We start from the raw sequence: 22,001 nt of genomic DNA on the forward strand, positions 1-22,001 counted from the left end.
TGTTTATACGCCATTATTCTCCTCCGAGGCATCGCCCAGGAGTTGGTTGTATTCATACCCGTAAAGCGCACAAATTCCGCCTACTAGTTCCATTGCGCGGCGCCGTTCACCGGCTGAGACCCTCCGAAGTTTTTCTCCATACCAATTCCTAACGAAATTGGGAAGCTGGTGCTGCTTGTAAGCCTCAAAGATTCCGAGTTCCTTCAGTATTCGGACTTGCGCTCGTTCCATGGTATGACTTTTTGTAAAAAAGTCCTCTCCTACCTGGTTCGTCACCGAATCAGAACGTTCCGCGTAATAGATGAGGTAAGCCTCATCCGTAAAAACTGGCCTATTCGCACGCATTAGGACCTGCCAACCGTAAAGCGTGTCCTGACCAACAGCGTTCTCGATGAATGTCAGATTTTCACGCTTGAGAAAACGGCTGTTTATCACTGCCGCCTGCGTGGAAACCACCGGAAACTTTCCTTTTTCGAAGTATTGAGATCTCGGGTTGTCCACTGTGACAGCGCCACCTCGCGCATGCTTACCAGTAATCTTTACAGTCTCTCCAACCTTCAATTGGTATCCACTAACGAATTCGGTCGGCTCACCTGCAGCCCGATTACGTTCGAACGTAGCAATCAGAGAGTCATACCCGCCGGAACTAATCTCATTGTCGGGGTCCAGAAATGTAACTAGCTCAGTATCGGCCAGTTCTATTCCCTTGTTTCGGGGCCTAGAAGCACTCCCACTACCTCCGTCGCCGAAGTAAAAGGTCGAGATGTTCGAGTATAAGCTCTCTAATTCTTTAAGAATCGTAAGCGTTTCGACATCAGTTGAGCCATCGTCCACCACCAAAACTTTCATGCGGCTCCAACTGTCGTTACGCCGTAAACTCGGCAAACATTTAGCCGCTAGGAATCTACCGTTGTTGTACACGGGGATTATGACAGTAATAATCGGTGTGGACTCGAGTGAAGCATTACTAGTTTTAGCGTCCCATTCCGCGAATCCCACATCGTAAGAAGGAGTCTGGTACCCGCTGCCAGAAATAAATCCAACTCCACCACTAACAAAAGCAAAGGCGTCTGGATGATCCGTGGATACAAGGGTGAGCTCGCGCCTGTTAGCTAACTCGGTGTACTCATTAGCCACCGTCTTGCAAATGCTGCTCCCACTTGGATCATATTCTCCCGCTTGGGTCACGAAGTGGCAGTTCGTGTACACAAACGCCGCCATTTTACCTGCAAGATAGTGGCGCGAGTACGGAAATCTCGGGTCCATGAAAGTCACATAACCGTAACTGTCTAAGACGCTCGCGTCGAAATCGCATAAACCCATGACCGTTGCGGAAACCCCACTTTGTCCCTGGACCAGCTTGGTAATCTCCGCCAGCTGCTCATTCGGAGCGACTACCAATATTTCAGAATTACGATCCAGGGCCCGGGGAAGACCGCAGATTCTCGCCATTTCCCCCACAACCGCGTAGCTCGACCTTTCCAAAAACAGGGATGTGGCCATTCTATTAGCTACTTCGAGTTCCCTGATGTACTCGTTCTCATCATTAAAGAGCGACAGATTTGTCTCTTGGGGAACTAATCGAATCTCGGGAAACTTATTAAAGACGGATCTTGCGTAGTTGGATACGATAGGTAAACCTTGGGCCTGAAGTTCGTAAACACGCATCGCACACATGGTTGAACTGGATTTGATCGAATTGAAATTCAGGCTCACTTGAAAAAGTTTGTGGATTTTCTGTAAGCGCTCGTGGCTTACGGGTCCCAGAATGAACCGTTGGTACGCGCCTGGAAAATCGAAACCCTCGATGTCAAAGTTGCGATCGAGGATCACTAGTGAACCGTTTGTTTTAATCACGGAGTCAAAAACGGTCTGCATGTCTGCAGTCCGCTCAGCATACCGTTCGGGATATGATCCTGCAAAGAAAGCATAATTTAGCGAAACGCGTGAGTTTCCTATGGGATTATTAACGGCGGGGTTTGCGCCATACTCACCGTAGTACACCCTAGAGTGGCCAAGTTCGCGTTTGTAGCTTTCGATTACTTCTGCATCGCTCGTAAAAATAAAGTCGAATTTAGCGGCTACTGGCAGAAAGTATTCAAAGTTAGATGGGTCTTCTATGGACTGGAAAATCGTTGGGATCGAGTTTTTGTTAGCATATTCGAGAATCGCTTCTAGCGCCGCTTTGGGCCTCTCGCGGAACTTGACTCCTTTCCACTCATCATTGGCCATCCCCCGCCAGCAAGTAACATAAAGGATCGCATCTAACGGCACAGTATCGATAACTTTTTCGAAATTGCCAGGAGACAAGTAGATAGTTTCTTCGAATACATCCCGGTAGAAATTAAACATGTATTCGTCAGTTATGATTCCCACTCTGGCGGGAATAACACCGTGGTGGTGACTTCCGTTTGATGTCGGTAGGCCGGCAGCCATTGCCTCTAAGACACTCTTAACCAACGATTCGCGGTACTTTGATCTATCTGTCTCGGCGGTAGGGAACTGGGGGACATCATTTCCAACACTCTTCGTATCGCCTTTAGTTAAAGCCAAGACATCTGAAGCTGCATTCTTAAGCTTCTCGAGTGCATCCTCGAATTGAGCACTTCGACGTTTTCCGCCGAGGATATCGCTCGTAGGTTCTTTAACCTCGGCGATGCGGGTGGGCGAGGTAAGTTCAAGTTTCTCTGAGAATTCAAAGTGTAACGCGCTAACGCTGACTTCTCCGCTACCCGCGATGCGAATCGTAGGGAGGATAAAGGCTGTTTCATCTAAAAACTTGCCTCGCCACCACCCATTGGCTTTGAACTTCAGCTCGCCAATCCTGTTCCGATTTCCATCGAATTCCAAGAATAGAAGGGTTGGATACGCTTTGCCTTCCGCTCTCATCGCGGCTCTGATTTCAACCCCCTGAAATTCATCGACAGCAAAGCCCGAACCTTGCGAAAGCTTTCGGAAGTCCGCGTCGGACCCTTGTGCCACCAAATATACCGGTCCGTCGTCTTTCGTTGTCATGGTCGATAGGCCATGCTCTCTGACATGAATGACCGCGCTGCTTCCTTGTCGCAGGGTCCAAGAAACTTGTTGATCCGAGGGGCCTGAAACACTTTGCATTGAAAAAACCTTTCTGGGGAGTATGCGCCTATCCGGAATGGTTCTACGATCAGTGTCTACCGCGATGGTCGTGCGCAGGATTTTCTTCAAACGACTCTTGAACTTGTTTCTCATTCTCATCATTCTCGCATCTCACGTGAAATGTCGACAGTGTTGGAAACACCATGGTCGACTGCTTTGAACATAGGAATATCCATGCACGCTACCTTTAAACCATTTGAATCCCCTAGTGCAGCCAGCCTGTGCGTGAGCGCCTCATGCAACGGATTACTTTTGTCCGGATCAACGATTTTATCTACCGCATACGCTCCTAGCTGCCAATCAATATGACCGTAAATACCATCTCGATCGAAGAGTTCCAGTAACTTACGGGCGCCTTCACGGCTAACCATGTAGGCATCCGTCCCGACCCCGTTAACATTTCCACGACGATTGGACAAAACATGCCACGGGTCGACGGCCTGGTTTTCCGTATCGAGAGAAGAGCACAGGGACATACGTTCATTTATGAACAAAAGATCCCATGCTCCGGGTTCGAATTCCTCACTCGCGATGTGGTTCCACGTTACAAAAGGCACCGCATCATCTTCGAGAATTAGTGTAGGTCTTTCTAAGTTGCATGCTTTTTCCCAGCATTTTAAATGGCTTAAAGCCGTAGCTATCGCCGATATCCCCTGGCTTTCCATTACTTCTTGGTTAGCCGCGACCTTCTTTAAGGCAAAATAAGGAACGTTTCGCGCATCAATCGCTTCTATTCGCGTCGGTTGAAAACCACCTAGCTTAAGAAGCATTTCTGAGATTCGCCATTTCCTCGGCTCACGATTCAAATTAATGAGTAGCGTCTCATAGGGGAACGGCTCAGGTTTAACGCTCAGTCCTTGTGCGCGCCACGAAAGTGAAGCGCGAAGGCTCTCGTTCTTTTGCATATATTGTATGAACACCATTGCGTTATCGGGCAGCATCGCATCGAGAAGCAAGCTAGCCCACTGGGTCTTCCCCCACTCTCCATACTCGTAAATTAGCGCACTTTCTTCCGCGAGCGTCGAAAGCGCGTTCCGCCGCCCGACTGCTGCGAGCGATTGGCCATAGCGCAACGCAACAATCTCATTAGTGCGAAATTTGAAGTGAAGCTCCTCTAACAGTTCTGCGGCGAGAGTGTGAGCACCCCCAGCTTGGAACGAGGTCAACCAAGCGCTACTGACAGTTGCAGGATCTAACCCGCTGCCTATCAAACGGTGTCCTGTAGTTTTTACCGCTTCCGGCCCCCAATCCATGCGGATGATCTCGAAATATGCCGCCGTCTGCTCGGAGTCCGGGGCGAAACCTGCAACTACTTCCCTTTCAAACTCCTGATTTAGACTGGCGGCAAAGCTACGAAACTCGGGATCCTCCCAATTCTCGATTCGCGGTCGAACTCTTATCTGTTTTATTAAGCGGCGACATTGCTCGGTGGGCCATTTAGACACTGCTTCACTCTCCCTCGGGGTTACCCCGTTTGGTAAACATGAAAAGTTGCTTATATTGTTTAGACATCTGCGTTCGGGTTCTGGACTCGGCCCAACGTTTGCCGTCTTCCGACAACCTAACGGTGTTACGATACGCTAGGCAGATTGCTCTCGCTAGCTCACGAGGGTCGTCAGCCCTAAAGTAGTGTGCGATATTTCCCGTAATTTCGCGCACTGCAGGTAAATCTGAAGCCACAACAGGTACCCCCAAAGCTTGAGCCGGTAGGGCCTTCAACGGGGTAACGTGCCGGCACACTTCGACGTCACGTCTGGGAAGAACAAATATGTCGAGAGCTGCATACCATTTCCAAATCTCGCTGTATGGCTGTCGGCCCACGAACCACACGCGATCTTGGAAACCTTCGCGTTGGGCCAGCGCCTCCAGTTCAGGACGACAATCCCCCTCACCAACTATCAATACTTTCATATCTGAAGGTAAGTATCTCAGTGCTTTGATGAGAGTATCGAGACCTTCATACCCAACAACTGAGGTAACAGACCCAATCCATTGTCCGGATGGTAATCCGAGAGCTTCGCGAATGTCGCCCCTTTTGTAAGTGTGGCTGAAATAATGGTCGTCCACCGAATTCGGGATTACGCTGATCTTTGCTGAATCAATGCCGCGTCTACAGAGTTCTCCCTTTGACGTTTCACTCAATGCAATCACTTGAGCTGCAGCATGCATGCACTTCTCTTCGGCGCGACGAACCTTTTCATAGTATTCCGAATTTCGACGCTTGTCCCTACCTTTGCCAGATGCCCGCGCTACCCAGGTCTTCTCCATTTCCCCCCGCACCTCGTAAAACCAGGGCAGCCCACAAATCTTCGCTGCCTTAGCCACTACCGTCGCATTTTTGTAATCTGTCGTGGTGTAAAGAAGATCTGCGTTACATTCTCGAGCAGCTGCGCAGAGCGCCCGCACGGCCAAATTCTCCTTGGCCGCTCCGCTCGAACGAAAGACGAAAGGAATTATTCGGCGATATTCGATCCCGTTCCAAATTTCTCGGAGCTGTGAGGGAACCCTACCCACGATTAATGGGTAACCTACCCGAGTGATTGCGACGAACTCTAGACCCGTTTGCGACCAGGCCTTTAGTACATCTTGGGTACGAATTGAATATCCCGACTGCGTGTGAGGCATACTGCTCGTGAAAAAACCGAGAATCACATTCGCGTTCTCCCTCAGTTCCAGGCTTGCCTCTGGTTCCACGTCCAAACTGTCCAAGGTCTTACGACAGTTTGTTAGCTCTCCGCGGTACAGCACTCGCTGTAACAGTGGTAGAGACTCGAAGTAGGCAATGGCTGAGCTGATATCACCCGACAGCCTTCTGTCTGTGCCCTCGTTCGGAGATAATCGAATCCGCGAAAGAAACCTGAAGAAACTCGAAAGACGATTCAGTCCGTCTCCTCTTAGTCTTTCGCTTATTTTCGCAAAAAAACTCGAGGGATGCGCCAACATCATTCCAACCGAAGCCGTAATCAAATAGGAATAAATGGCCAGATTGGATACGCCTAGATTCCTTATTTTGAGCATTGGAGTACCGCCTCCATAGCCACTAGAAAGTTTTGTCGAGCGGTTACTTCCCTCTGGGACCGCACCCACTCCGCAGCTTTCTTATCAGGTTTGGAGAGCTGCGTTCTCGAAAACAAGTCGAGAAACATAACCGCCAATTGCTCGGGATTCTCTGGCGATACAGTAACTCCGGCTCCTAAAGCTTCGATCAATCCTTTTGTTTCGCCATCTACTACACCGGTTATATGGATACCACTTTCCATTAGCTCGTACGTTTTAGAGGGGACTGTCATTCGGAGCGCCGGCCAGTCGGTGAGATGAACTAGGGCCGTATCAGCCCATTGATAGTGTGAGCTTAGTTCCTTGTAAGACACTCTATCGGCCAATTCTATTGGAACATTGAAAATTTTTGCGGCTCTTGTCAAATCGTCTTTTCCAGCCCCATTTCCGACGAACCGAAGACGAACATCCGCTCCTTGGTCGATAGCCAGCGCAGCTGCTTCGATCGAATTAGCTAAGTTTTGCGCTCTACCGATTGTCCCTGCATAAAGCACTTTCAAAGATCCTCTATCACCTTCCCGGCGTTCAGAGAAGGTAATACTACTTTCCATTGGAAAAACGTTGCGAACTGTGAAAATCGGCGGACTTGGCTTTTCGGTACTACCCGAGAAGCGCTTCTCGAGATGTCTCTTGAAATCCTCAGATGTCACAATGATCGCTGAACTAGTTCGGAGAACACGGTTGAGCAGCCAAGATGTTAACGCTTTAACCACCTGTAATGGTCCAAACGACAGAACTCTCTCCCTGGCTGATCTCTTCCCAACCGCAAAATTCCATCGAGATGATTCTTTCAAAAGGTCAGGCCACGCGTCCCTGAGATCGATCACTAACGGTGCACCCAAGATTCGTGAATATGAGTACGCAACTATAGCGGTTGGAATCGCGGGAATAGTACCAACTACGACCAATTGGGACCGGTCTGGTATCGCAGACTTTACTCGCGAAATCGCAAACAGCTGATGCAAGGCTGTGATGCCCTGGCTAATAGCTTTGCTTGAGATAGAAGTGCCGGACTGGCGGCGCGCGGTTCTTACAACTCGGAACCCATTTTGATCGTGTTCTTCCACGGCACCGCAGCGATTACGCAGAGAACGGGTCCTTGCAAATAGGTTTCCTGTGCACTGCCAACTCTGGGACGGCGCCAATATCGTCACGTCATGGTTTTCATCTTTTAGGATCTTAGACAGCCATTTCCACCTCTGCAGTGGGACTCCTTCATCAGGGTCCCACAAATGAGTGACAACAAGAACATTCATAGAGTTCCTATCTGGAACTTTGCTATTTGCATCGTGAAACGCCTCAACAGTTCGAATGGTCTTAGTGTGGGGCCAGCGGGGCTCGAACCCGCGACCAGCGGATTATGAGTCCGCGGCTCTAACCGACTGAGCTATAGCCCCTTGAATGGCCGCGTGGTAATACCGGCCATTAGCTACTTGAGACAAACTCGTAGAAACATTACCGAAAATCTATCCAAAGTTCCAAACCCCTTTAGTGTCGATCACGGTTTTCGCTCCGATCATTGAAGGGTCGAGAGCCAAGAACTCCCTGTGGTTGACGAGCAACAGAACGATGTCCGAGTCCGCTACAGCCTCGTCTAAATCTTGCTTTCTAACATTCTTCAGCACTTTAAGATCGTTCGGTAACTCGCCAACGTTTGGCTCAACGACCCTGATTTCCGCACGCGGGTTTTCCTCTGCTAGCTGACGAACGATGTGCCTAGAAGGCGACTCGCGCAAATCGGCAATGTCATTCTTGAAAGCTATGCCCAAGGCTGACACCACAGGCTTTTCTAAGCTCTCGATAGCTTCGGTTACTTTATCGACAACCCATTGAGGCTTATCGTTGTTGACATTCCGCGCCATCCTTATTAGTTTCGACTCCTCCGGTGCGGAAGAAACTATAAACCACGGGTCCACCGCAATACAGTGGCCGCCCACACCTGGGCCCGGCTGAAGGATATTGACTCGCGGGTGATGGTTAGCGAGTTCGATAAGCTCCCACACATCAATTCCGAGACGATCGCAAATTAATGATAGTTCGTTGGCGAATGCGATATTCACGTCCCGGAAGGAATTCTCTGTGAGCTTGGCCATTTCCGCGGTCGTTGCGTCCGTGGTGAGCAACTCTGCAGTGCAAAACGTCGAGTAAAGGTCGACAGCCATCTGGGTACCACGAGGGGTCAAACCGCCGATAACGCGATCGTTCGACTCCATTTCTTCCATGATCCGCCCCGGCAGCACTCTTTCGGGACAGTGCGCGACGGATATTGCATTCTCGTCCCCGTCGTTAAGCGAGAGGTCCGGACGCCTCTCAATAATCAACTGTGCCATCTCACGAGTAGTTCCAGGAGGTGACGTGGATTCAAGCACAACCAATGCGCCCGGGGATAGATGCGGGGCCATAGCCTCTACTGCTGCGTTGATAAATTTAGTGTCGACCTCGTGGTTTTCCCCACGGACCGGTGTGGGTACACAGACGATGTAGGCATCCGCCGGAACCTGTGTCGACCGAGCGGTGAGCAAACCGCGTTCAACGACAGACCTAACGAGGTTGTCTAATCCGAGTTCGACGAACGGCACCTCGCCCCGGTTAATCCTCTCGACAAAATCAGGGTTCACGTCTACCCCTGTAACCTTGACCCCCTTTGACGCAATGAATGCCGCCGTCGGAAGTCCGATGTACCCCAAACCCACCACGCAGACGGTTTCGAATGTTGATTTATTTGGATTTTCCACCCTGAGTAATTCCTCTCGAATCCCGCCCATCGGAACTTCACCGATAAGAGTCGTTAATTGCTAAAGTTCGAATAAATTCGATTCTATAACGCGTGGCTTATTTTTGTCGCCATCTGGGCGTACTTCCCCGCGCCCAGATATACACATGAAATTTCTGCAAAAAGCAGGCCTCAAGCAGCCAATTTGTCCGCACTAATACTTGCGCTGTATAGTGACTATTCGTTGCACAGAGCATCAAAACATTCCTCCATAGCTCAGTTGGCAGAGCATTCGACTGTTAATCGAAGGGTCACTGGTTCGAGCCCAGTTGGAGGAGCTTTCAAGCCCGAGACTTAGAGTCTCGGGCTTTTTGCTACATAATGCCCGGTTCGAACTCCGGAAGCCTCTCTCCGACGCCTACGAGAAATCCGATCGCTGCAACCGCCCGCTTTGCCGCCTTACCGTCTCCGTATGGGTTAACGGCATTTGCCATCGCCTTGTACGCCGCCTCGGACTCGAGGAGCGTTGTAGCCTCGGCAACGATCAAGCCGCGATTGGTACCCACTAGCTTCACGGTGCCCGCCACAACCGCTTCGGGTCGCTCCGTGTTCTCACGCATGACGAGCACAGGCTTGCCGAGGGAGGGTGCTTCCTCCTGCACGCCGCCCGAATCCGTCAGAACAATATGTGCTCGGTTCATCAGGGCGACGAACTGGTCGTAAGGAAGAGGGTCAGTAATAACCACGTTTGGTAGGTGCTCTACTTCGGGGAGGACTTCGTCCCTCACCTTGGGATTGAGGTGCAGCGGGAGGGCGAACACGTGGTCAGGGAACGCCTTAGCCAGATCCTGAACCGCACCGCCAATCTCCTTCATTGCGGTTAGGTTCTCTCGTCGGTGTGTGGTGACCAGGATGAGTCGCTTTTCTGACTCAATTGCTTCTTTCAGCGTCTCATCCTCGAACTCCACCGTCCATTTAGAGGCAGCGATTAGGGCGTCAATCACGGAGTTTCCGGTGACCACGATGTCTTTCGACCGGAAGTTCTCTCGACGAAGGTTCTCGCGCGATTCGTTCGTGGGAGCGAGGTGCACCGTCGACACCTGGCCGATGATTCGGCGGTTAGCTTCCTCGGGGAATGGCGAGCAAATGTTGCCGGTGCGGAGACCCGCCTCGAGATGGACGATTTTTGCGCCACGATGGAACCCGGCTAGGGCTGCCACCATCGCGGTAGACGTATCCCCCTGGGAGATGATCACATCGGGATCCACTTCGTCGATGATGGTGTCCAGGCCCGCCATCGCACGGGAGACTAGCTCATTGAGACTCTGTCCCGGTTTCATCAGCGCCATGTCGTAATCCGGCTCGATTCCAAAGCGCTTATTCACCTGCTCGAGCATTTCCTTGTGCTGTCCCGTTGAAACGACGATGGACCTGAATCGCTCGTCTCGCTGTAGTTCGGTGATCACGGGAGCTACCTTGATCGCCTCCGGCCGGGTCCCGTAAACGGTCATGATTTTGGGTTTGTGCACGATTCCTCGAATTCGCCTCATAGTGGTGACACAACGTGTCCTTGTTGTAGCAAAGTTACTGTAATCCCAGAGGTTTCACAGAAGATAGGAATGAATCGGGGCTGGCGCTAACCCTGTACGATGTAGCGCATGATTCAATTCGTTGTCGGAGCCGCCGCCGGGTACGTGTTCGGCACGAAGGCAGGCCGCAAGCGCTACCACCAAATCGTCGATGCCTCACGCGCTGTGGCTAACTCCCCCATCACCAAACAGGTGGTCACCTCCACCCGCAAGGCGCTAGCGAACTCGCTCGATCCCGAGCCGCGCATGCGCGAGGTGGAGGATCTGAAATCCAAGCGCCGGCTGCGCGGGCGTAAAGATGCCTCCGCCACCGAGGTAACGGAAGACAAGATTTACGAACCCGACGAGGATTAGTTCGCAGTGCGCGAGAGGCCGGCCACGATACCGTCGAGGATGTCTTTCTCGCTAATGACGAAGCTGCGCTGAGCGGAGGCTTGCTCGATGGCGCTCATGATTTCCTCTACGACCACGCTGCCGGCAGCGATGACGTCGGCGCGGCCCTCGCTGATGACCGGGTTGGCGGCACGCTGCTCGGACGTCTGTGCGCGCAGCTGCTCGGTGATGCGGCGGACGTCAGCGAAGGCCACCTCCGACAAGTGGATGCACACGGGGTCATACTCCCCCAGGCCCTGGGTCAGCGCTGAGAGAGTGGTGAATGTGCCGGCGCAGCCGACAAAGATGCCGACATCGGCGAAGTCGACCACGCTGCGGGCTTCGGAGAGGCGCTCGCGGGTAAACACGCGGGCGTCGATAAGCTCGGGCTCCGTCGGCGGGTTGGAGCGCATGAAGCGCTCCGTCAGGCGCACGCAGCCCATCTGGGTGGAAATGGCGGCGTGTTCGGTGACGAACTCCGTGGAGCCGCCTCCGAGGTCGATCACACAGAAGGGGCCGCGGGCAGGGTCGATATCCGCGGTCGCGCCGGCGAAGGAGAGTGCGGCCTCCTCGTCGCCGGTGATGACCTCAGCTTGGGCGCCCGGCTGGATGCGGCCGAGGAGCTCGCGGGTCATGGCGAAGAAGTCATCGCGGTTGGACGCGTCGCGCGTGGCCGAGGTGGCCACCATGCGCACCCGCGAGACGTTTTCGTGGAGCATCTCGTCCACGTAGGCACTCAGCGCGCGACGAGTCCGCTCGATGGCCTCCGGGTGCAGGCGCCCGGTCTCGTCGACACCCTGGCCGAGGCGGACGATGGTGTTTCGGCGGGCTATTTCGACCTGGGTGCCGTCGGCGTGCTTGCGGGTGATCAGGAAACGGATGGAGTTCGTGCCGCAGTCCACGGCCGCGACGGTGCGGGTCCGCGTCACAGCAGTCACAGCAGCTCCTCCCCTGTCGCTTCCTGAACGGCCTGGTTGACGGCGTCCCGGATCCCGAGTTCTTCGGGGGTGGGCCACTCGGCGGGAATGGCGGTGCCTCGCAAGCCCCCGTGGTCGGCGGCGAGCGCGACGGCCTCGGTGCCCAAGCGGACGTGGTCCGGCCCCTCGGCAAGGGCGTAGGCAATGAGCACGTGGAGGCACTTCACGCGGTCGGGCATGCCGCCGCCGGAGAAGTCGGTGCCGAGGTCCTCGATGGCGTTGCGCTCGCGGAGGTAGTGCTCGTGGGCTGCCTCGTAGTTCTCCGCGAGGGCCGCGTCGGTGGCGAGGCGCTGCTCCATCCACTTCATCACCTGAGCGACTTCGAGGCGCGACGCCTCCGCGGTCAGGCGCGGGTCCGTGAGGTAGTAGAGGGTTGGGAAAGGGGTGCCGTCGTCAAGCTTGGGAGCGGTCTTGACCACCGCGGGCTGGCCGTCGGGCGTGCGGTAGGAGATCTCGAGCACGCCGCGCGGGGCGCGGCCGAGCTGCTCAGCGACTGTGGCGAGGTCCTCGGGGGTGGGGGTCATGGTTGGAGATGTTACCTGGGTACCCAGGTCTGCCCCACCCCGCTACTCGGCCTCGGGGTCCTTGCTCTTGCCCTGGCGAAACGGCAGTCGGGCCTTGCTCTTCCACGCGCTCGCGTTGTCCCTGACCGCGCCGGCGAGTCTCGCGGTGGCACTCGTCTTTACTTCCCCTGCTTCCTCGTCCGCTTTGGTGAGGTCCACGCCGAAGTAAGACACCCCGGATGTGCTGTGCGGGGCCGGAATTTCACGCAACGTGGACTGCAAGCGCCTAGATTCACTGCGGAGTGCCACGTAAGTCATTGATCCTCCAATCACTCCGCCGACCACCGGAACGACCTTGCCAGCAGCCCTACCCACACTGTCCCTCGTAATTTTCACACCCACCATGCGCAGGGTCTTCTTTACAATCGGGTACCAGGCCGTCTTGGTTAATGCCTTGCGGGCCAGATTTTTCTGGATTGCCGGGGCAGCCATCTGAACCATGAAGTTCCGGATACCGTTGGCGGCACCGCCGACGCCCAGCATTACACCGAGGAACGTAGCAAACTGCGCGAGGACCTCGTCGGAGACCTCATCCGACTGCTCGAAGAAAGACTTCCACCCGTAAACGTATGCCAGCTTTTGCATTACTCGGAAGGCGTGAACGTAGTACTGGACAAGGTCAGCGGGAAGTGAGCCCGCCATGACAAACACCCCACCTAGACCGGAAGCGAAAGACAAGGCGGAGGACTTACGTGTCTCAAAGTCGATCGCCGACTTGGCGATATCGTCGAGGATCTCTGGCTTGATCCCGGCTGTAACCACGTCCGTCGAGATAGCTCGTTCGATGTCCTCATCAGACACCCAGCGCTGCTTGAGCTCAGAGCGGAGAAACTGTTCTCGGTCGATTTTGACAAAGCGCAACCGGAGGACCTTCTTCAGGAAGGCAACGGCGACCTGTTCCGCCTGGCTATTCTGTTCCGCCACTATTTGCCGGAGGGATTTGTCTTCCACGTCCTCGGGGTTCACGTCGGGTGCCAGGATCTCTGCCTCGAGGATCTCTTCAACGTCACCGTGCTCTTCGACATCGAAGTCGAAGTTCTCGATCACCTTGGCTAGTTCTTCGTTGTCGAAGTTATCCGACGGGTTCTCGCTCATAATTCGTTCCTCACTGCGTTAAGGGTGTGTGCCTATACGGCAGAATAGTGCGCTCAGGGACAACTGGAACGGCGAATCGAACGTAGTTTCTTAACTATTGCGGAAGTGGGTTCTCGGTGGCTGGGGCCGGTGGCGCAGCCGGCACCTCGCGCAAGCTGTCCCACATGACCTCGGTCCAGGTGCGCTCGTCGGGGGCTTCCTCCGTGGTGATGTTCTCGCCGTGGGTCATGCGCGGGTCAATGATCCGCCACGCCGTCTCACCCGGCTCCATCACCCCGAGGCGGCGGCGGGCCTCCTGCTTGACGTACTCCGGGTCCTGGTACTTCGCGATGTCCGTCTCTAGGTCGGTCTTGCGCTGCTCAAGCGCAGCGATGGAGTCGTTGAGCCGCGCGATCTCGCTTCGGCCCTCGTAGTAGTTGCGCAGCGGCACTGCGATGGCGAGGAGCACCGCGAGAATCACCGCAATCAGGATCGCCCAGCTAGTGAGGTCTTGCTGGGCGAATAAACTCGTCCGCTTCTTCTGCTTAGCCTTCTGGCGCTCTTGCCGTTCGCGCTCGCGCGACACCACGGGAACCGTCGTCGTCCTGGGTCGACGGCGCGGCTGGTTCTCCGGGGGTGTGGCGCGTGTGGTCATAGTGACTATGGAGTGTAGTCGGTTGGGTTGTGTGCGCGTCGGTGCCACGGCGGGCCACGGGGCAGAACCGAGCGACGTCACGCACATGCAAAACGCAAACGCAAACTAGTACATGCGTGTTAGTCGAGTGCGGCCGGGATGTGGGGGCGGGATTACTCGGCTAACTTGCATGTACTAGTTTGCATTCGGCGCGCGCGGCGGGGGAAGGGTCGCGTCGTGGGGGCGTCGATAAGCGAGCTAGCGGGCGAAGCGCGGGAAGGCGCTGCGGCCGGCGTAGACGGCTACCTCGCCGAGCTGCTGCTCAATGCGCAGGAGCTGGTTGTACTTGGCCACGCGCTCGGAGCGGGCGGGGGCGCCGGTCTTGATCTGGCCGCAGCCAAGAGCGACGGCGAGGTCCGCGATGGTGGTGTCCTCGGTCTCGCCGGAACGGTGCGACATCATCGTGCGGTAGCCGTTGCGGTGCGCGAGGTCGACCGCATCGAAGGTCTCGGTGAGGGTACCGATCTGGTTGACCTTGACCAGCAGCGCGTTGGCGGCCTTCTTCTCAATCCCCTGCGCCAGGCGCTTCGGGTTGGTGACGAAGAAGTCGTCGCCGACGATCTGCACCTTGTCGCCGATCTGGCGGGTCAGCTCGACGTAGCCGTCCCAGTCATCCTCGTCCAGCGGGTCCTCGATGGAGACGATCGGGTACTGCTCCACCAGCTCGGCGTAGACCTTGATCATCTCAGCCGAGGAGTGCTGGCCGCCCTCGAAGTTGTACACGCCGTCCTCGTGGAACTCCGACGACGCGACATCGAGCGCGAGCGCGACGTCCTCGCCGAGGGTGTAGCCGGCCTTCTCCACGGCCTCGACGATGAGGTCGAGTGCGGCCTTGGTGGAATCGACGGACGGCGCGAAGCCGCCCTCGTCGCCAAGACCGGTGGACAGGCCCTTGGCCTTGAGCACCGACTTCAGCGCGTGGTAGACCTCCGCACCCATGCGCAGGGCCTCCTCGAAGGACTCCGCGCCGATCGGGGCGATCATGAACTCCTGGACGTCCACACCGGAGTCGGCGTGCGCGCCGCCGTTGAGGATGTTCATCATCGGCACGGGCAGGACGTGCGCGTTCGGGCCGCCGATGTAGCGGTACAGCGGCAGGCCAGCCGACTCAGCGGCCGCCTTAGCGACGGCCATAGAAACGCCCAGGATGGCATTCGCGCCCAGACGCGACTTGCTCTCGGTGCCGTCGAGCTCGATCATAGTCTGGTCGATGAGGCGCTGGTCATCGGCCTCGATGCCGGCGATCGCGTCGGCGATCTCCTCGTTGACGTTGTCCACGGCCTTGCGCACGCCCTTGCCGGAGTAGCGCTCGTCCTCGTCGCGCAGCTCGTGCGCCTCGTGCACGCCGGTCGACGCGCCGGAGGGCACGCCGGCGACGCCGTGGGCGCCGTCATCGAGGAAAACCTCCGCCTCGACGGTCGGGTTTCCGCGGGAATCCATGATCTCTCGTGCGAATGCGTGAATGATGTCAGCCACTTCTGCTCCTTTGTTTGTAAGCACTTTCGCTTCAATTGTTCCAGAGTTTGGGCGCTTCGTGGCGGGCGTGCGGCGCTTTAACGGTGCGCGGGCTGGTTCAACGCGTAATTCGCTGCGGCATCGCGGACTTTTAACACGTAATCATTGGATTGGTTGTAGGCGAAGATCGCGTCGCGCCACCCTTCCGGGGTAGACAGGTCGCGGCCGTCGGCGCACAGGAGGTTCGCTGAGGCGAGCGCGGCATCGTCGATCTGCTGCGGGTCCGTGGCGCCGTCGCCGTTGGCGTCGCGCCCGTAGATCTTCCACGAGCCGGGGAGGAACTGCATCGGGCCGACCGCGCGGTCGTGGGTGGTGTCGTTGTCGTACTCCCCGCCGTCGCTGTCGCGGATCTCGGCGAAATTCCCGGAACCGTCCAGCGCCGGGCCGATGATCGCGGGCTCCGCGACGCCGTCCTCGTTGAGGCGCCCGGCGTTGAACGCGTGGCCGGTGTAGGTGCCGTGGCGGGTTTCCACCCAGCCGATGCCGGCGAGCGTGTTCCAGCTCAAGTTACAGTTCGGCCAGGCCTCCTGGGCGATCAGCGCGGCGTTGCCGTACGCGCGCGCCGCCTGCGGGTCGATGGCCGTCTGCGCGGAAATCGGGCCCGCCCACTCGGCGAGGTTGTCGGAGGTCCGGCCCGGCGCGTGGACATCGATCTGCGGCGGCGCCTGCGCGGCTGCCGGGGGAACGTCGGCGGGCACGGGCTCGCGAGCCTGGGTGGGGCTGATGTCGGTGAAGATCGAGAAAATCCAGCCCGTCAGCGCGATGATGAGGACGATGGCGGTGACAACCATGACGATCCCCGCGCACCCGCACCCGGCGGCAATTTTGCCGGAGCGGTTGCGGTCCGGCACGTGCCGGGGCGGGCGGTAAGTCATGTCGGCCCATCCTACCGGGTGGGACGCGGGCGCCCTCGACGGGGACTTTTCGGTAACAATCTTCACTTTGTTCACATGCGTAACACTGGTTACGGGTATGGTGCTTAGCTGTCCCCCATTTTGTTATTGCAAAGGAAACTTCTTATGCGCCGTCTTTCTGCTGTCCTCGCTGCAGGCCTCGTCTCTACCGCCGCTTTGTCCACACCGGCTTTCGCCCAGACCAACGTCCTTGAGATTGCCAAGGTAGTCAACGGCGGCATCGCCACCGCCGACTGCGGCACCGTGTCCACCGGGCTGAAGGCCACCGGCCTCGTCGGCGCCGAGACCACCCGCGGCGAGCTCGTTGCCAGCCTGAACAAGGCCGTGGGCCAGGACTCCGCCCTGCGCCTCGTCGCAGCCCCGACCATCAACACCATCGGCGACCGCGCACTCGAGTGCGGCGTGGTCAAGCCGGACCCGGTCACCCCGCTGAACCAGGCCATCACCTTCGCATCCCAGCTGTCCTCGCAGGCCGGTCTGCCGGAGCTGCGCAACCTGCTGCCCGCTCTCTAAGCGCCGCCCCGGAAGACCTCAGCGCGATTTGCGCCTTATTTAGGCACTGATTTCGCGCTGAGGTCTTCCTTTTCCTTTTCTCGAGCTTTCCCCTCGGCCCAGAGGCGATCCTGCTCCTCGAGCGCGACGAGGCCGGTGGATCCGTCGAACAGGTAGGGCGCGCGGGAGCGCATCTTGTCCACGAACGCCTGGGCGACGTCCGCGAAATCGAAGTCCGAGGCGATTTCGGAGTGGAAGAGCACCTGCAGGAGGACGTCGCTAAGCTCTTTGCGCAGCTCGTGCGTGTCGCCCCCGCGCACGGCATCGGCGAACTCGCGCGCCTCCTCCGCCAGGTACGGCAACAGGCTCTCGTGCGTCATCGCGCGCTCCCACTCGCCGCGGCGCCGGGCGACGCTCATGGTCTGGGTGGCTGCGAGGACCGGGTCGCGGCGGCTCGGGACCTCGATGAGCTCCTCACCGGCGGCGATGCGATTTCGCACCAGGGGGTCGGTGGGATCCGTCGTGAGCAGCCAATTTCCGGTGTCGTCGGTGCTGTCGAGGGCCCAGCGGACAGAGACGGGGACCTCGCTGGTGAACTCGACGCGGCCACGGATCCGGATGTTCAAGGGGATCATGTCGGGCCAGCGGGGGTCGAGAACCAGGACAGTCATGGTGCCCCATCATATTGCCGCGATTCAATCTGCCACAATGGAGCGCATGACTTCCGTGAATGATCAACTGTCCCAGGTCGCCCCGACCGCCGAGGACGTCCTGAACGACACTTCCTCGTTCTCCCCGCGCCGCTGGAAGACAGGCTGGCCGCACCACCTCGGCCACGTGCCCCCGTACAAGGACGACGCGTTCGCGTCGCTGACCAGGCGCGACGTGTTCTCCTTCGCGGAGGACGTGCACGCCTCCGGGTTCGCCAAGGACGCGTTGATCGACTTCATCGGCGCCGCTTTCGCTTTCGCCGCCGGCAAGTCGCCGCAGACCCAGCTGAAGCTGCAGCAGTTCCTGCGCAACAAGGGCCAGGCCGCGTCGCTTCTGCGCTCGCTGCGCTCCCTTGAGGGTTTGACGCCGGCGGAACAGTACGAGGCCGTGAGCGCCACCGGGCTGCCGGGGCGCTTCGCGTCGGTGCTGGTGTACTTCCTGGCCGGGCCGCAGACAGGCGAGTCTGACGCGCCCGTTGTGCTGGCTGAGAAGGTCGCATCGGAGCTTCGCGTGTCGACCGAGGACTACGGGGCGTACCTCGCTGCGGTGACGGCCGCGCGCGACGAGTGGGACGCCTCCGCCGGGCTCGATGCCGTGGAGTACGCGCTGGGGCGCTCGGTCTAACTTGGGCTTCTAGCTCCCGGGGCGAAAGGCGCGGTTGTTCAGCTCTCGGCGCGCCGTCTCTAACGCAAGCAGGTCGGAGAACAGCGCGTTGTAGGCCTGCTCGTCATCGGACGGGCGCATGCGCTGCAATTGCGCCTTGAGCTGGGCGATCTGGTCGCCCACCCGGGTCTCCTGCAGGCGGGAAAGCACTGAGTCGGCGTACGTGGTGATGTCGTCGGCGTGGATCTCCTCCACCGCCAGCTCCGAGACAAAGTTGCGGCCAGCGAGGTCGCGCATCTCCCCCGCTACCGCGCTGAGCCAGCCCGCGCCGCTGCGGGCGGAAGCTGCGCCGCCGGCGGTGGTGATGGCGTCGCGGACCTGGCGGTAGGCGTCGTTGTTGAAGGCGTCCGGGTTGATGCCGTCGAAATAGTCGCCAGCGCAGTCCGGGTACTGCAGCGCAAGCTTCAGGGCTTCGCGCTGCGGCCAGAGCAGCGGCTCGTTCGCGGCAGGCGCCCTGAGCAGGGGCGCGTCGGTGCTCTGGGGCGTCTCGGACGCTTGGCTGCGGAAGGTGCGCTTCTCCTTCTTCGGCTTCTTCATCTCCGCGCGGACCTGCTGGATCACCTCATCCGGGTTCGGCCACCCGACCCAGCCGGCCAGGCGGCGCGCGTACTCGGTCTGCAGGACAGGGTCAGAGATGTCGGCGACAACGGGGACTGTGCGCTTTAAGGCTTGAAGACGCCCCTCCGCTGTGTCGAGGGAAAACGCCTGCAGGAGGGACTCGAGGACGAACTCGTACATGGGCACGCGGCTGGCCACGAGGTCGCGGACGGCGGAATCACCCTTGGCCAGGCGGAGATCGCAGGGGTCCATGCCCTCCGGCGCGACGGCGACGAAGCTCTGGCCGGTGAACGCCTGGTCGCCCTCGAACGCGCGCATCGCCGCCTTCTGGCCGGCCTCATCACCGTCGAAGGTGTAGATCAGCTCGCCGCGGAAGTAATTGTCGTCCAGCATGAGGCGGCGGATGATCGCCATGTGGTCCTTGCCGAAGGCCGTGCCGCAGGACGCGACGGCGGTCTTGACACCGGCCGCGTGCATGGCCATGACATCGGTGTATCCCTCCACCACCACCGTCTGGTGGCCTTCGGCGATGTGTTTCTTCGCCAGATCCAGGCCGAAGAGCACCTTGGACTTGTGGTAGAGCATCGTGTCCTGGGTGTTCATGTACTTGCCCATCGGGTCATCGTCGAAAAGCTTGCGCGCGCCGAAACCGATGACGTTGCCCGCGACGTCCTTAATCGGCCAGAGCAGGCGGCGGCGGAATTTGTCGATGGGCCCGCGACGTCCCATCGTCGATAAGCCCGCATCCTGCAGCTCTTGCACGTCGAAGCCCTTGCGCAGGAGGTGCTTGGTCAGGGTGTCCCAGCCGTCGGGGGCGTAACCGCACTCGAAATGGTTGACCGTGTCCCGGTCGAAACCGCGGTCGCGGAAAAAGTCCCGGCCTATCTGGGCCTCCGGCGTCTCCAGCTGCTGGCGGTAGAACTCGTGCGCCGCCTTGTTCGCGGCCAGCAGGCGCGCGCGGGTGCCGGGCTTGACGTCGCGCGCGCCCGTGGAACCGCCCTGGTAGTTGATGTGGTAGCCGATCTGCTCCGCCACAGCCTCGACAGCCTCCGGGAACGTCAGCTGCTCCATTTCCATGAGGAAAGAGAAGACGTCGCCGCCCTTGCCGGTGGAAAAGCAGTGGTAGTAACCGCGCGCCGGCCGGACGTGGAAGGACGGGGTCTTCTCATCCTTGAATGGGCTTAGGCCCTTGAGGGAATCGTGCCCGGCGGGCTTGAGCTGGACGTACTCGCCCACGATGTCCTCGATGGGCGCGCGCTCGCGGATCGCCTGGATGTCACTATCCGGAATCCTGCCCTTAGCCATGGCGCTCATCATAACCGCGCATGCGACATGTGGGACAATGCTGCTCATGTCTGACAAGTCGGGTCTGAACAACCGCTACCTCGGAGTGCTGCTCATCGGGCTCGTCGGGGCGTCGCTGGGCATGTTCGGGTTGCGAAATGCCGCCGAGGGCGGGCCGTCCGGGGTGCCTTTCTGCGCGCCGTCCGAGGTGCCGGCGCAGGCCTTCGAGACGATCGATCTGGTGGAGCAGGACGGGCCCTATCTGCACCCGGAGTCCGACGACAAGCGCTTCGGCAACTACGAGGGGGTCCTGCCCGACGAGGAGCTGGGGTACTACCGCGAATACACGGTGGAAACGCCCGGGCTGGGCCACCGCGGCGAGCGGCGCATTGTCACAGGTGGGGGTTCCGACGGTGAGGTCGATGAATGGTACTACACCGGGGACCACTACGAAAGCTTCTGCGAGGTGCCAGGGGTGTAGGTTGTGGAAAAACCGGGGTTTATGCACAGGGTGCTGGTCGGTTCGTTCATTGAGTGACGCAGGTGTGCGACTCTCAGCGCGTGTTTGATCAATTGATAGATGCTCGGAGGGTTGGAGCGGCCGATGCGCAGATGCGGGCGGCGCTGGCGGGCAGCAGCTTCATCCAGTTGTCGGCGTACCACTATTACCCTGCCCCCGCCTTTGCCGCTTTACGCTGGTACGAGCAACGCCGGTTGAGGGCGCTCGCTGCGGGAAAGTGCGCGCACCGAGCGGTATTGGCAGGCCGGTCGGCCGCGAGGTTGCTCGGGATGTGGACCATGAACTTCGGGGATTTCGAGCCCGTAGAGCTGATTCTGCCGTCAGGGAACGTGCCGGGACGCTCCCGAACTCCCACAGGAGTGCGATATCGGCGGTCCGTCCTGCGCCCCGATGAGGTCGTGCGGTTACACGGGGTCAGGTGTACGTCGTTAATCAGGACCTGCTTCGATATCGCCGCCCGGCACGGGTTCCGCGAGGGGCTGGTGGCGGCGGACTGGTTGCTATCGCACGGTGGGGTCACGCGTGCGGAGCTAGAGGGTGAGTTCGCTGTGACCGGGCGCTTCAAAGGCAAAGGCACCGTGCGGAAAGTGTTGAAATACGCCACCGGTTTGTCTGAATCCGCCTTCGAAAGCTGGTTCCGGGCTCTGCTCATTGAGCTCGGGTGGCCATTCGAGTTTCAGCCCTCTGTGGCCTGGTACCGCCCGGATTTTCTGATTCACGGTTTTGTTGCCGTGGAAATCGACGGCAACTCCAAGTACGAGGGCATGACTGAGGAGCAGCTACTGCGGGAGAAGAGGAGGCAGGACACACTCACCAACATGGGTCTTGTGTTCGCCCGCTTTGCGCCGATGGAGATAATCCGGGACGAGGAGCGCGTGCTGCGGACCATTCAGCTGCTGGTGGAGAACCGCGGCCGGCCGCAGCTGTCTGGCCAGAGTCCAAATGCCTGATTTTACCGGCCCGAGTTTAAATGCCTAATTTTATATGTCTACTTTAGGCACGTGATGGGCCGTTTTGGGCTCCGGAGCTCGTAGGAAGGGGCGTTCCCGTCTAAATTAGGCATCTGAAAATAGACATTTGCATAATGGGGGCGCTGGCTGGGCCCAAGGTCTGCATAAAGGGGGCGCTGGCTGGGCCCAAGGTCTGCATAAAGGGGGCGCTGGCTGGGCC

At 58.2% G+C, this 22,001-nt stretch carries 19 protein-coding genes and 2 tRNA genes; 6 read left to right on the forward strand and 15 right to left on the reverse strand.

The features are described from left to right. Positions 1-3: 3 nt before the first annotated feature. The 6 genes from G7Y29_RS07835 to wecC form a co-directional block, all read right to left on the reverse strand. Positions 4-3,015 carry a glycosyltransferase gene (locus G7Y29_RS07835; RefSeq protein WP_165004640.1) on the reverse strand — a complete coding sequence of 1,004 codons (3,012 nt, stop codon included), beginning with the start codon at positions 3,013-3,015 and terminating at the stop codon, positions 4-6. A gap of 218 nt (positions 3,016-3,233) precedes the next feature. Further along, entirely contained in the window at positions 3,234-4,580 is a 1,347-nt protein-coding gene (locus G7Y29_RS07840) for a glycosyltransferase family 25 protein (protein ID WP_165004638.1), read from the reverse strand. A 4-nt stretch (positions 4,581-4,584) separates the two neighbouring features. Then, positions 4,585-5,829: a glycosyltransferase gene (locus G7Y29_RS07845; protein ID WP_165004637.1), complete on the reverse strand. Its 1,245-nt coding sequence runs from the start codon at positions 5,827-5,829 to the stop codon at positions 4,585-4,587. A gap of 311 nt (positions 5,830-6,140) precedes the next feature. Continuing rightward, positions 6,141-6,842: a glycosyltransferase gene (locus G7Y29_RS07850; protein WP_165004635.1), complete on the reverse strand. Its 702-nt coding sequence runs from the start codon at positions 6,840-6,842 to the stop codon at positions 6,141-6,143. A gap of 673 nt (positions 6,843-7,515) precedes the next feature. Next, positions 7,516-7,589: transfer RNA gene (locus tag G7Y29_RS07855), tRNA-Ile, on the reverse strand. 69 nt (positions 7,590-7,658) lie between these two features. Beyond that, the gene (wecC, locus tag G7Y29_RS07860; RefSeq protein ID WP_249399725.1) at positions 7,659-8,927 is read right to left on the reverse strand and encodes a UDP-N-acetyl-D-mannosamine dehydrogenase; all 1,269 of its coding nucleotides are present in this window, start codon (positions 8,925-8,927) and stop codon (positions 7,659-7,661) included. Between the two features lie 243 nt (positions 8,928-9,170). Here wecC and G7Y29_RS07865 point away from each other — a divergent pair. Continuing rightward, positions 9,171-9,243: transfer RNA gene (locus G7Y29_RS07865), tRNA-Asn, on the forward strand. 36 nt (positions 9,244-9,279) lie between these two features. On the opposite strand, the gene wecB is transcribed toward G7Y29_RS07865, so the two are convergent. Beyond that, a complete protein-coding gene (gene wecB / locus G7Y29_RS07870) occupies positions 9,280-10,434 on the reverse strand; it encodes a non-hydrolyzing UDP-N-acetylglucosamine 2-epimerase (RefSeq protein ID WP_165004632.1) in 1,155 nt (384 codons plus the stop codon). A gap of 129 nt (positions 10,435-10,563) precedes the next feature. On the opposite strand from wecB, the gene G7Y29_RS07875 reads away from it, so the two are divergent. Then, entirely contained in the window at positions 10,564-10,848 is a 285-nt protein-coding gene (locus G7Y29_RS07875) for a hypothetical protein (protein ID WP_165004630.1), read from the forward strand. Here the strand turns inward: G7Y29_RS07875 and G7Y29_RS07880 are convergent. The 6 genes from G7Y29_RS07880 to G7Y29_RS07905 form a co-directional block, all read right to left on the reverse strand. After that, complete coding sequence (locus G7Y29_RS07880) at positions 10,845-11,795, reverse strand: Ppx/GppA phosphatase family protein (protein WP_165004672.1); 951 nt, start codon at positions 11,793-11,795, stop codon at positions 10,845-10,847. The genes G7Y29_RS07875 and G7Y29_RS07880 overlap by 4 nt on opposite strands. A gap of 5 nt (positions 11,796-11,800) precedes the next feature. Next, positions 11,801-12,367 (reverse strand): DUF501 domain-containing protein, encoded by a 567-nt coding sequence (locus tag G7Y29_RS07885; protein WP_165004628.1) that lies wholly within the window; start codon positions 12,365-12,367, stop codon positions 11,801-11,803. Positions 12,368-12,409: 42 nt separating this feature from the next. Next, a complete protein-coding gene (locus G7Y29_RS07890) occupies positions 12,410-13,501 on the reverse strand; it encodes a hypothetical protein (protein WP_165004626.1) in 1,092 nt (363 codons plus the stop codon). A gap of 94 nt (positions 13,502-13,595) precedes the next feature. Beyond that, entirely contained in the window at positions 13,596-14,135 is a 540-nt protein-coding gene (locus G7Y29_RS07895) for an FtsB family cell division protein (protein WP_165004624.1), read from the reverse strand. A gap of 237 nt (positions 14,136-14,372) precedes the next feature. After that, positions 14,373-15,650, reverse strand: coding sequence for a phosphopyruvate hydratase (gene eno / locus G7Y29_RS07900; RefSeq protein ID WP_165004622.1), 1,278 nt, complete (start codon positions 15,648-15,650; stop codon positions 14,373-14,375). Between the two features lie 77 nt (positions 15,651-15,727). Then, positions 15,728-16,513 carry a lytic transglycosylase domain-containing protein gene (locus tag G7Y29_RS07905; protein ID WP_430393288.1) on the reverse strand — a complete coding sequence of 262 codons (786 nt, stop codon included), beginning with the start codon at positions 16,511-16,513 and terminating at the stop codon, positions 15,728-15,730. A gap of 195 nt (positions 16,514-16,708) precedes the next feature. Between G7Y29_RS07905 and G7Y29_RS07910 the strand changes: the two genes are divergently transcribed. Next, positions 16,709-17,116, forward strand: coding sequence for a hypothetical protein (locus G7Y29_RS07910; protein WP_165004620.1), 408 nt, complete (start codon positions 16,709-16,711; stop codon positions 17,114-17,116). 35 nt (positions 17,117-17,151) lie between these two features. Here the strand turns inward: G7Y29_RS07910 and G7Y29_RS07915 are convergent, their stop codons facing one another. Then, positions 17,152-17,766 carry a MazG nucleotide pyrophosphohydrolase domain-containing protein gene (locus G7Y29_RS07915; protein WP_165004618.1) on the reverse strand — a complete coding sequence of 205 codons (615 nt, stop codon included), beginning with the start codon at positions 17,764-17,766 and terminating at the stop codon, positions 17,152-17,154. 46 nt (positions 17,767-17,812) lie between these two features. On the opposite strand from G7Y29_RS07915, the gene G7Y29_RS07920 reads away from it, so the two are divergent. Beyond that, a complete protein-coding gene (locus G7Y29_RS07920; protein ID WP_165004616.1) occupies positions 17,813-18,430 on the forward strand; it encodes an 8-oxoguanine DNA glycosylase OGG fold protein in 618 nt (205 codons plus the stop codon). Between the two features lie 9 nt (positions 18,431-18,439). On the opposite strand, the gene dnaG is transcribed toward G7Y29_RS07920, so the two are convergent. Beyond that, entirely contained in the window at positions 18,440-20,332 is a 1,893-nt protein-coding gene (gene dnaG, locus G7Y29_RS07925) for a DNA primase (RefSeq protein ID WP_165004614.1), read from the reverse strand. 37 nt (positions 20,333-20,369) lie between these two features. Between dnaG and G7Y29_RS07930 the strand changes: the two genes are divergently transcribed. Next, positions 20,370-20,792 (forward strand): guanyl-specific ribonuclease, encoded by a 423-nt coding sequence (locus G7Y29_RS07930; RefSeq protein ID WP_165004612.1) that lies wholly within the window; start codon positions 20,370-20,372, stop codon positions 20,790-20,792. An 80-nt stretch (positions 20,793-20,872) separates the two neighbouring features. Next, the gene (locus G7Y29_RS07935; RefSeq protein ID WP_165004610.1) at positions 20,873-21,781 is read left to right on the forward strand and encodes a PDDEXK family nuclease; all 909 of its coding nucleotides are present in this window, start codon (positions 20,873-20,875) and stop codon (positions 21,779-21,781) included. The last annotated feature ends 220 nt before the right edge of the window (positions 21,782-22,001 follow it).

It is taken from the genome of Corynebacterium qintianiae (assembly GCF_011038645.2).
GTDB classification, from domain to species: Bacteria; Actinomycetota; Actinomycetes; order Mycobacteriales; family Mycobacteriaceae; genus Corynebacterium; species Corynebacterium qintianiae.

What these genes read in the sequence shown, in the direction of transcription:
- G7Y29_RS07835 (WP_165004640.1), bottom strand. Translation starts at nt 3,015, where the DNA reads ATGACAACGAAAGACGACGGACCGGTATATTTGGTGGCACAAGGGTCC.
- G7Y29_RS07875 (WP_165004630.1), top strand. Translation starts at nt 10,564, where the DNA reads ATGATTCAATTCGTTGTCGGAGCCGCCGCCGGGTACGTGTTCGGCACG.
- G7Y29_RS07885 (WP_165004628.1), bottom strand. Translation starts at nt 12,367, where the DNA reads ATGACCCCCACCCCCGAGGACCTCGCCACAGTCGCTGAGCAGCTCGGC.
- G7Y29_RS07890 (WP_165004626.1), bottom strand. Translation starts at nt 13,501, where the DNA reads ATGAGCGAGAACCCGTCGGATAACTTCGACAACGAAGAACTAGCCAAG.
- G7Y29_RS07895 (WP_165004624.1), bottom strand. Translation starts at nt 14,135, where the DNA reads ATGACCACACGCGCCACACCCCCGGAGAACCAGCCGCGCCGTCGACCC.
- G7Y29_RS07910 (WP_165004620.1), top strand. Translation starts at nt 16,709, where the DNA reads ATGCGCCGTCTTTCTGCTGTCCTCGCTGCAGGCCTCGTCTCTACCGCC.
- G7Y29_RS07915 (WP_165004618.1), bottom strand. Translation starts at nt 17,766, where the DNA reads ATGACTGTCCTGGTTCTCGACCCCCGCTGGCCCGACATGATCCCCTTG.
- G7Y29_RS07920 (WP_165004616.1), top strand. Translation starts at nt 17,813, where the DNA reads ATGACTTCCGTGAATGATCAACTGTCCCAGGTCGCCCCGACCGCCGAG.
- dnaG (WP_165004614.1), bottom strand. Translation starts at nt 20,332, where the DNA reads ATGGCTAAGGGCAGGATTCCGGATAGTGACATCCAGGCGATCCGCGAG.
- G7Y29_RS07930 (WP_165004612.1), top strand. Translation starts at nt 20,370, where the DNA reads ATGCTGCTCATGTCTGACAAGTCGGGTCTGAACAACCGCTACCTCGGA.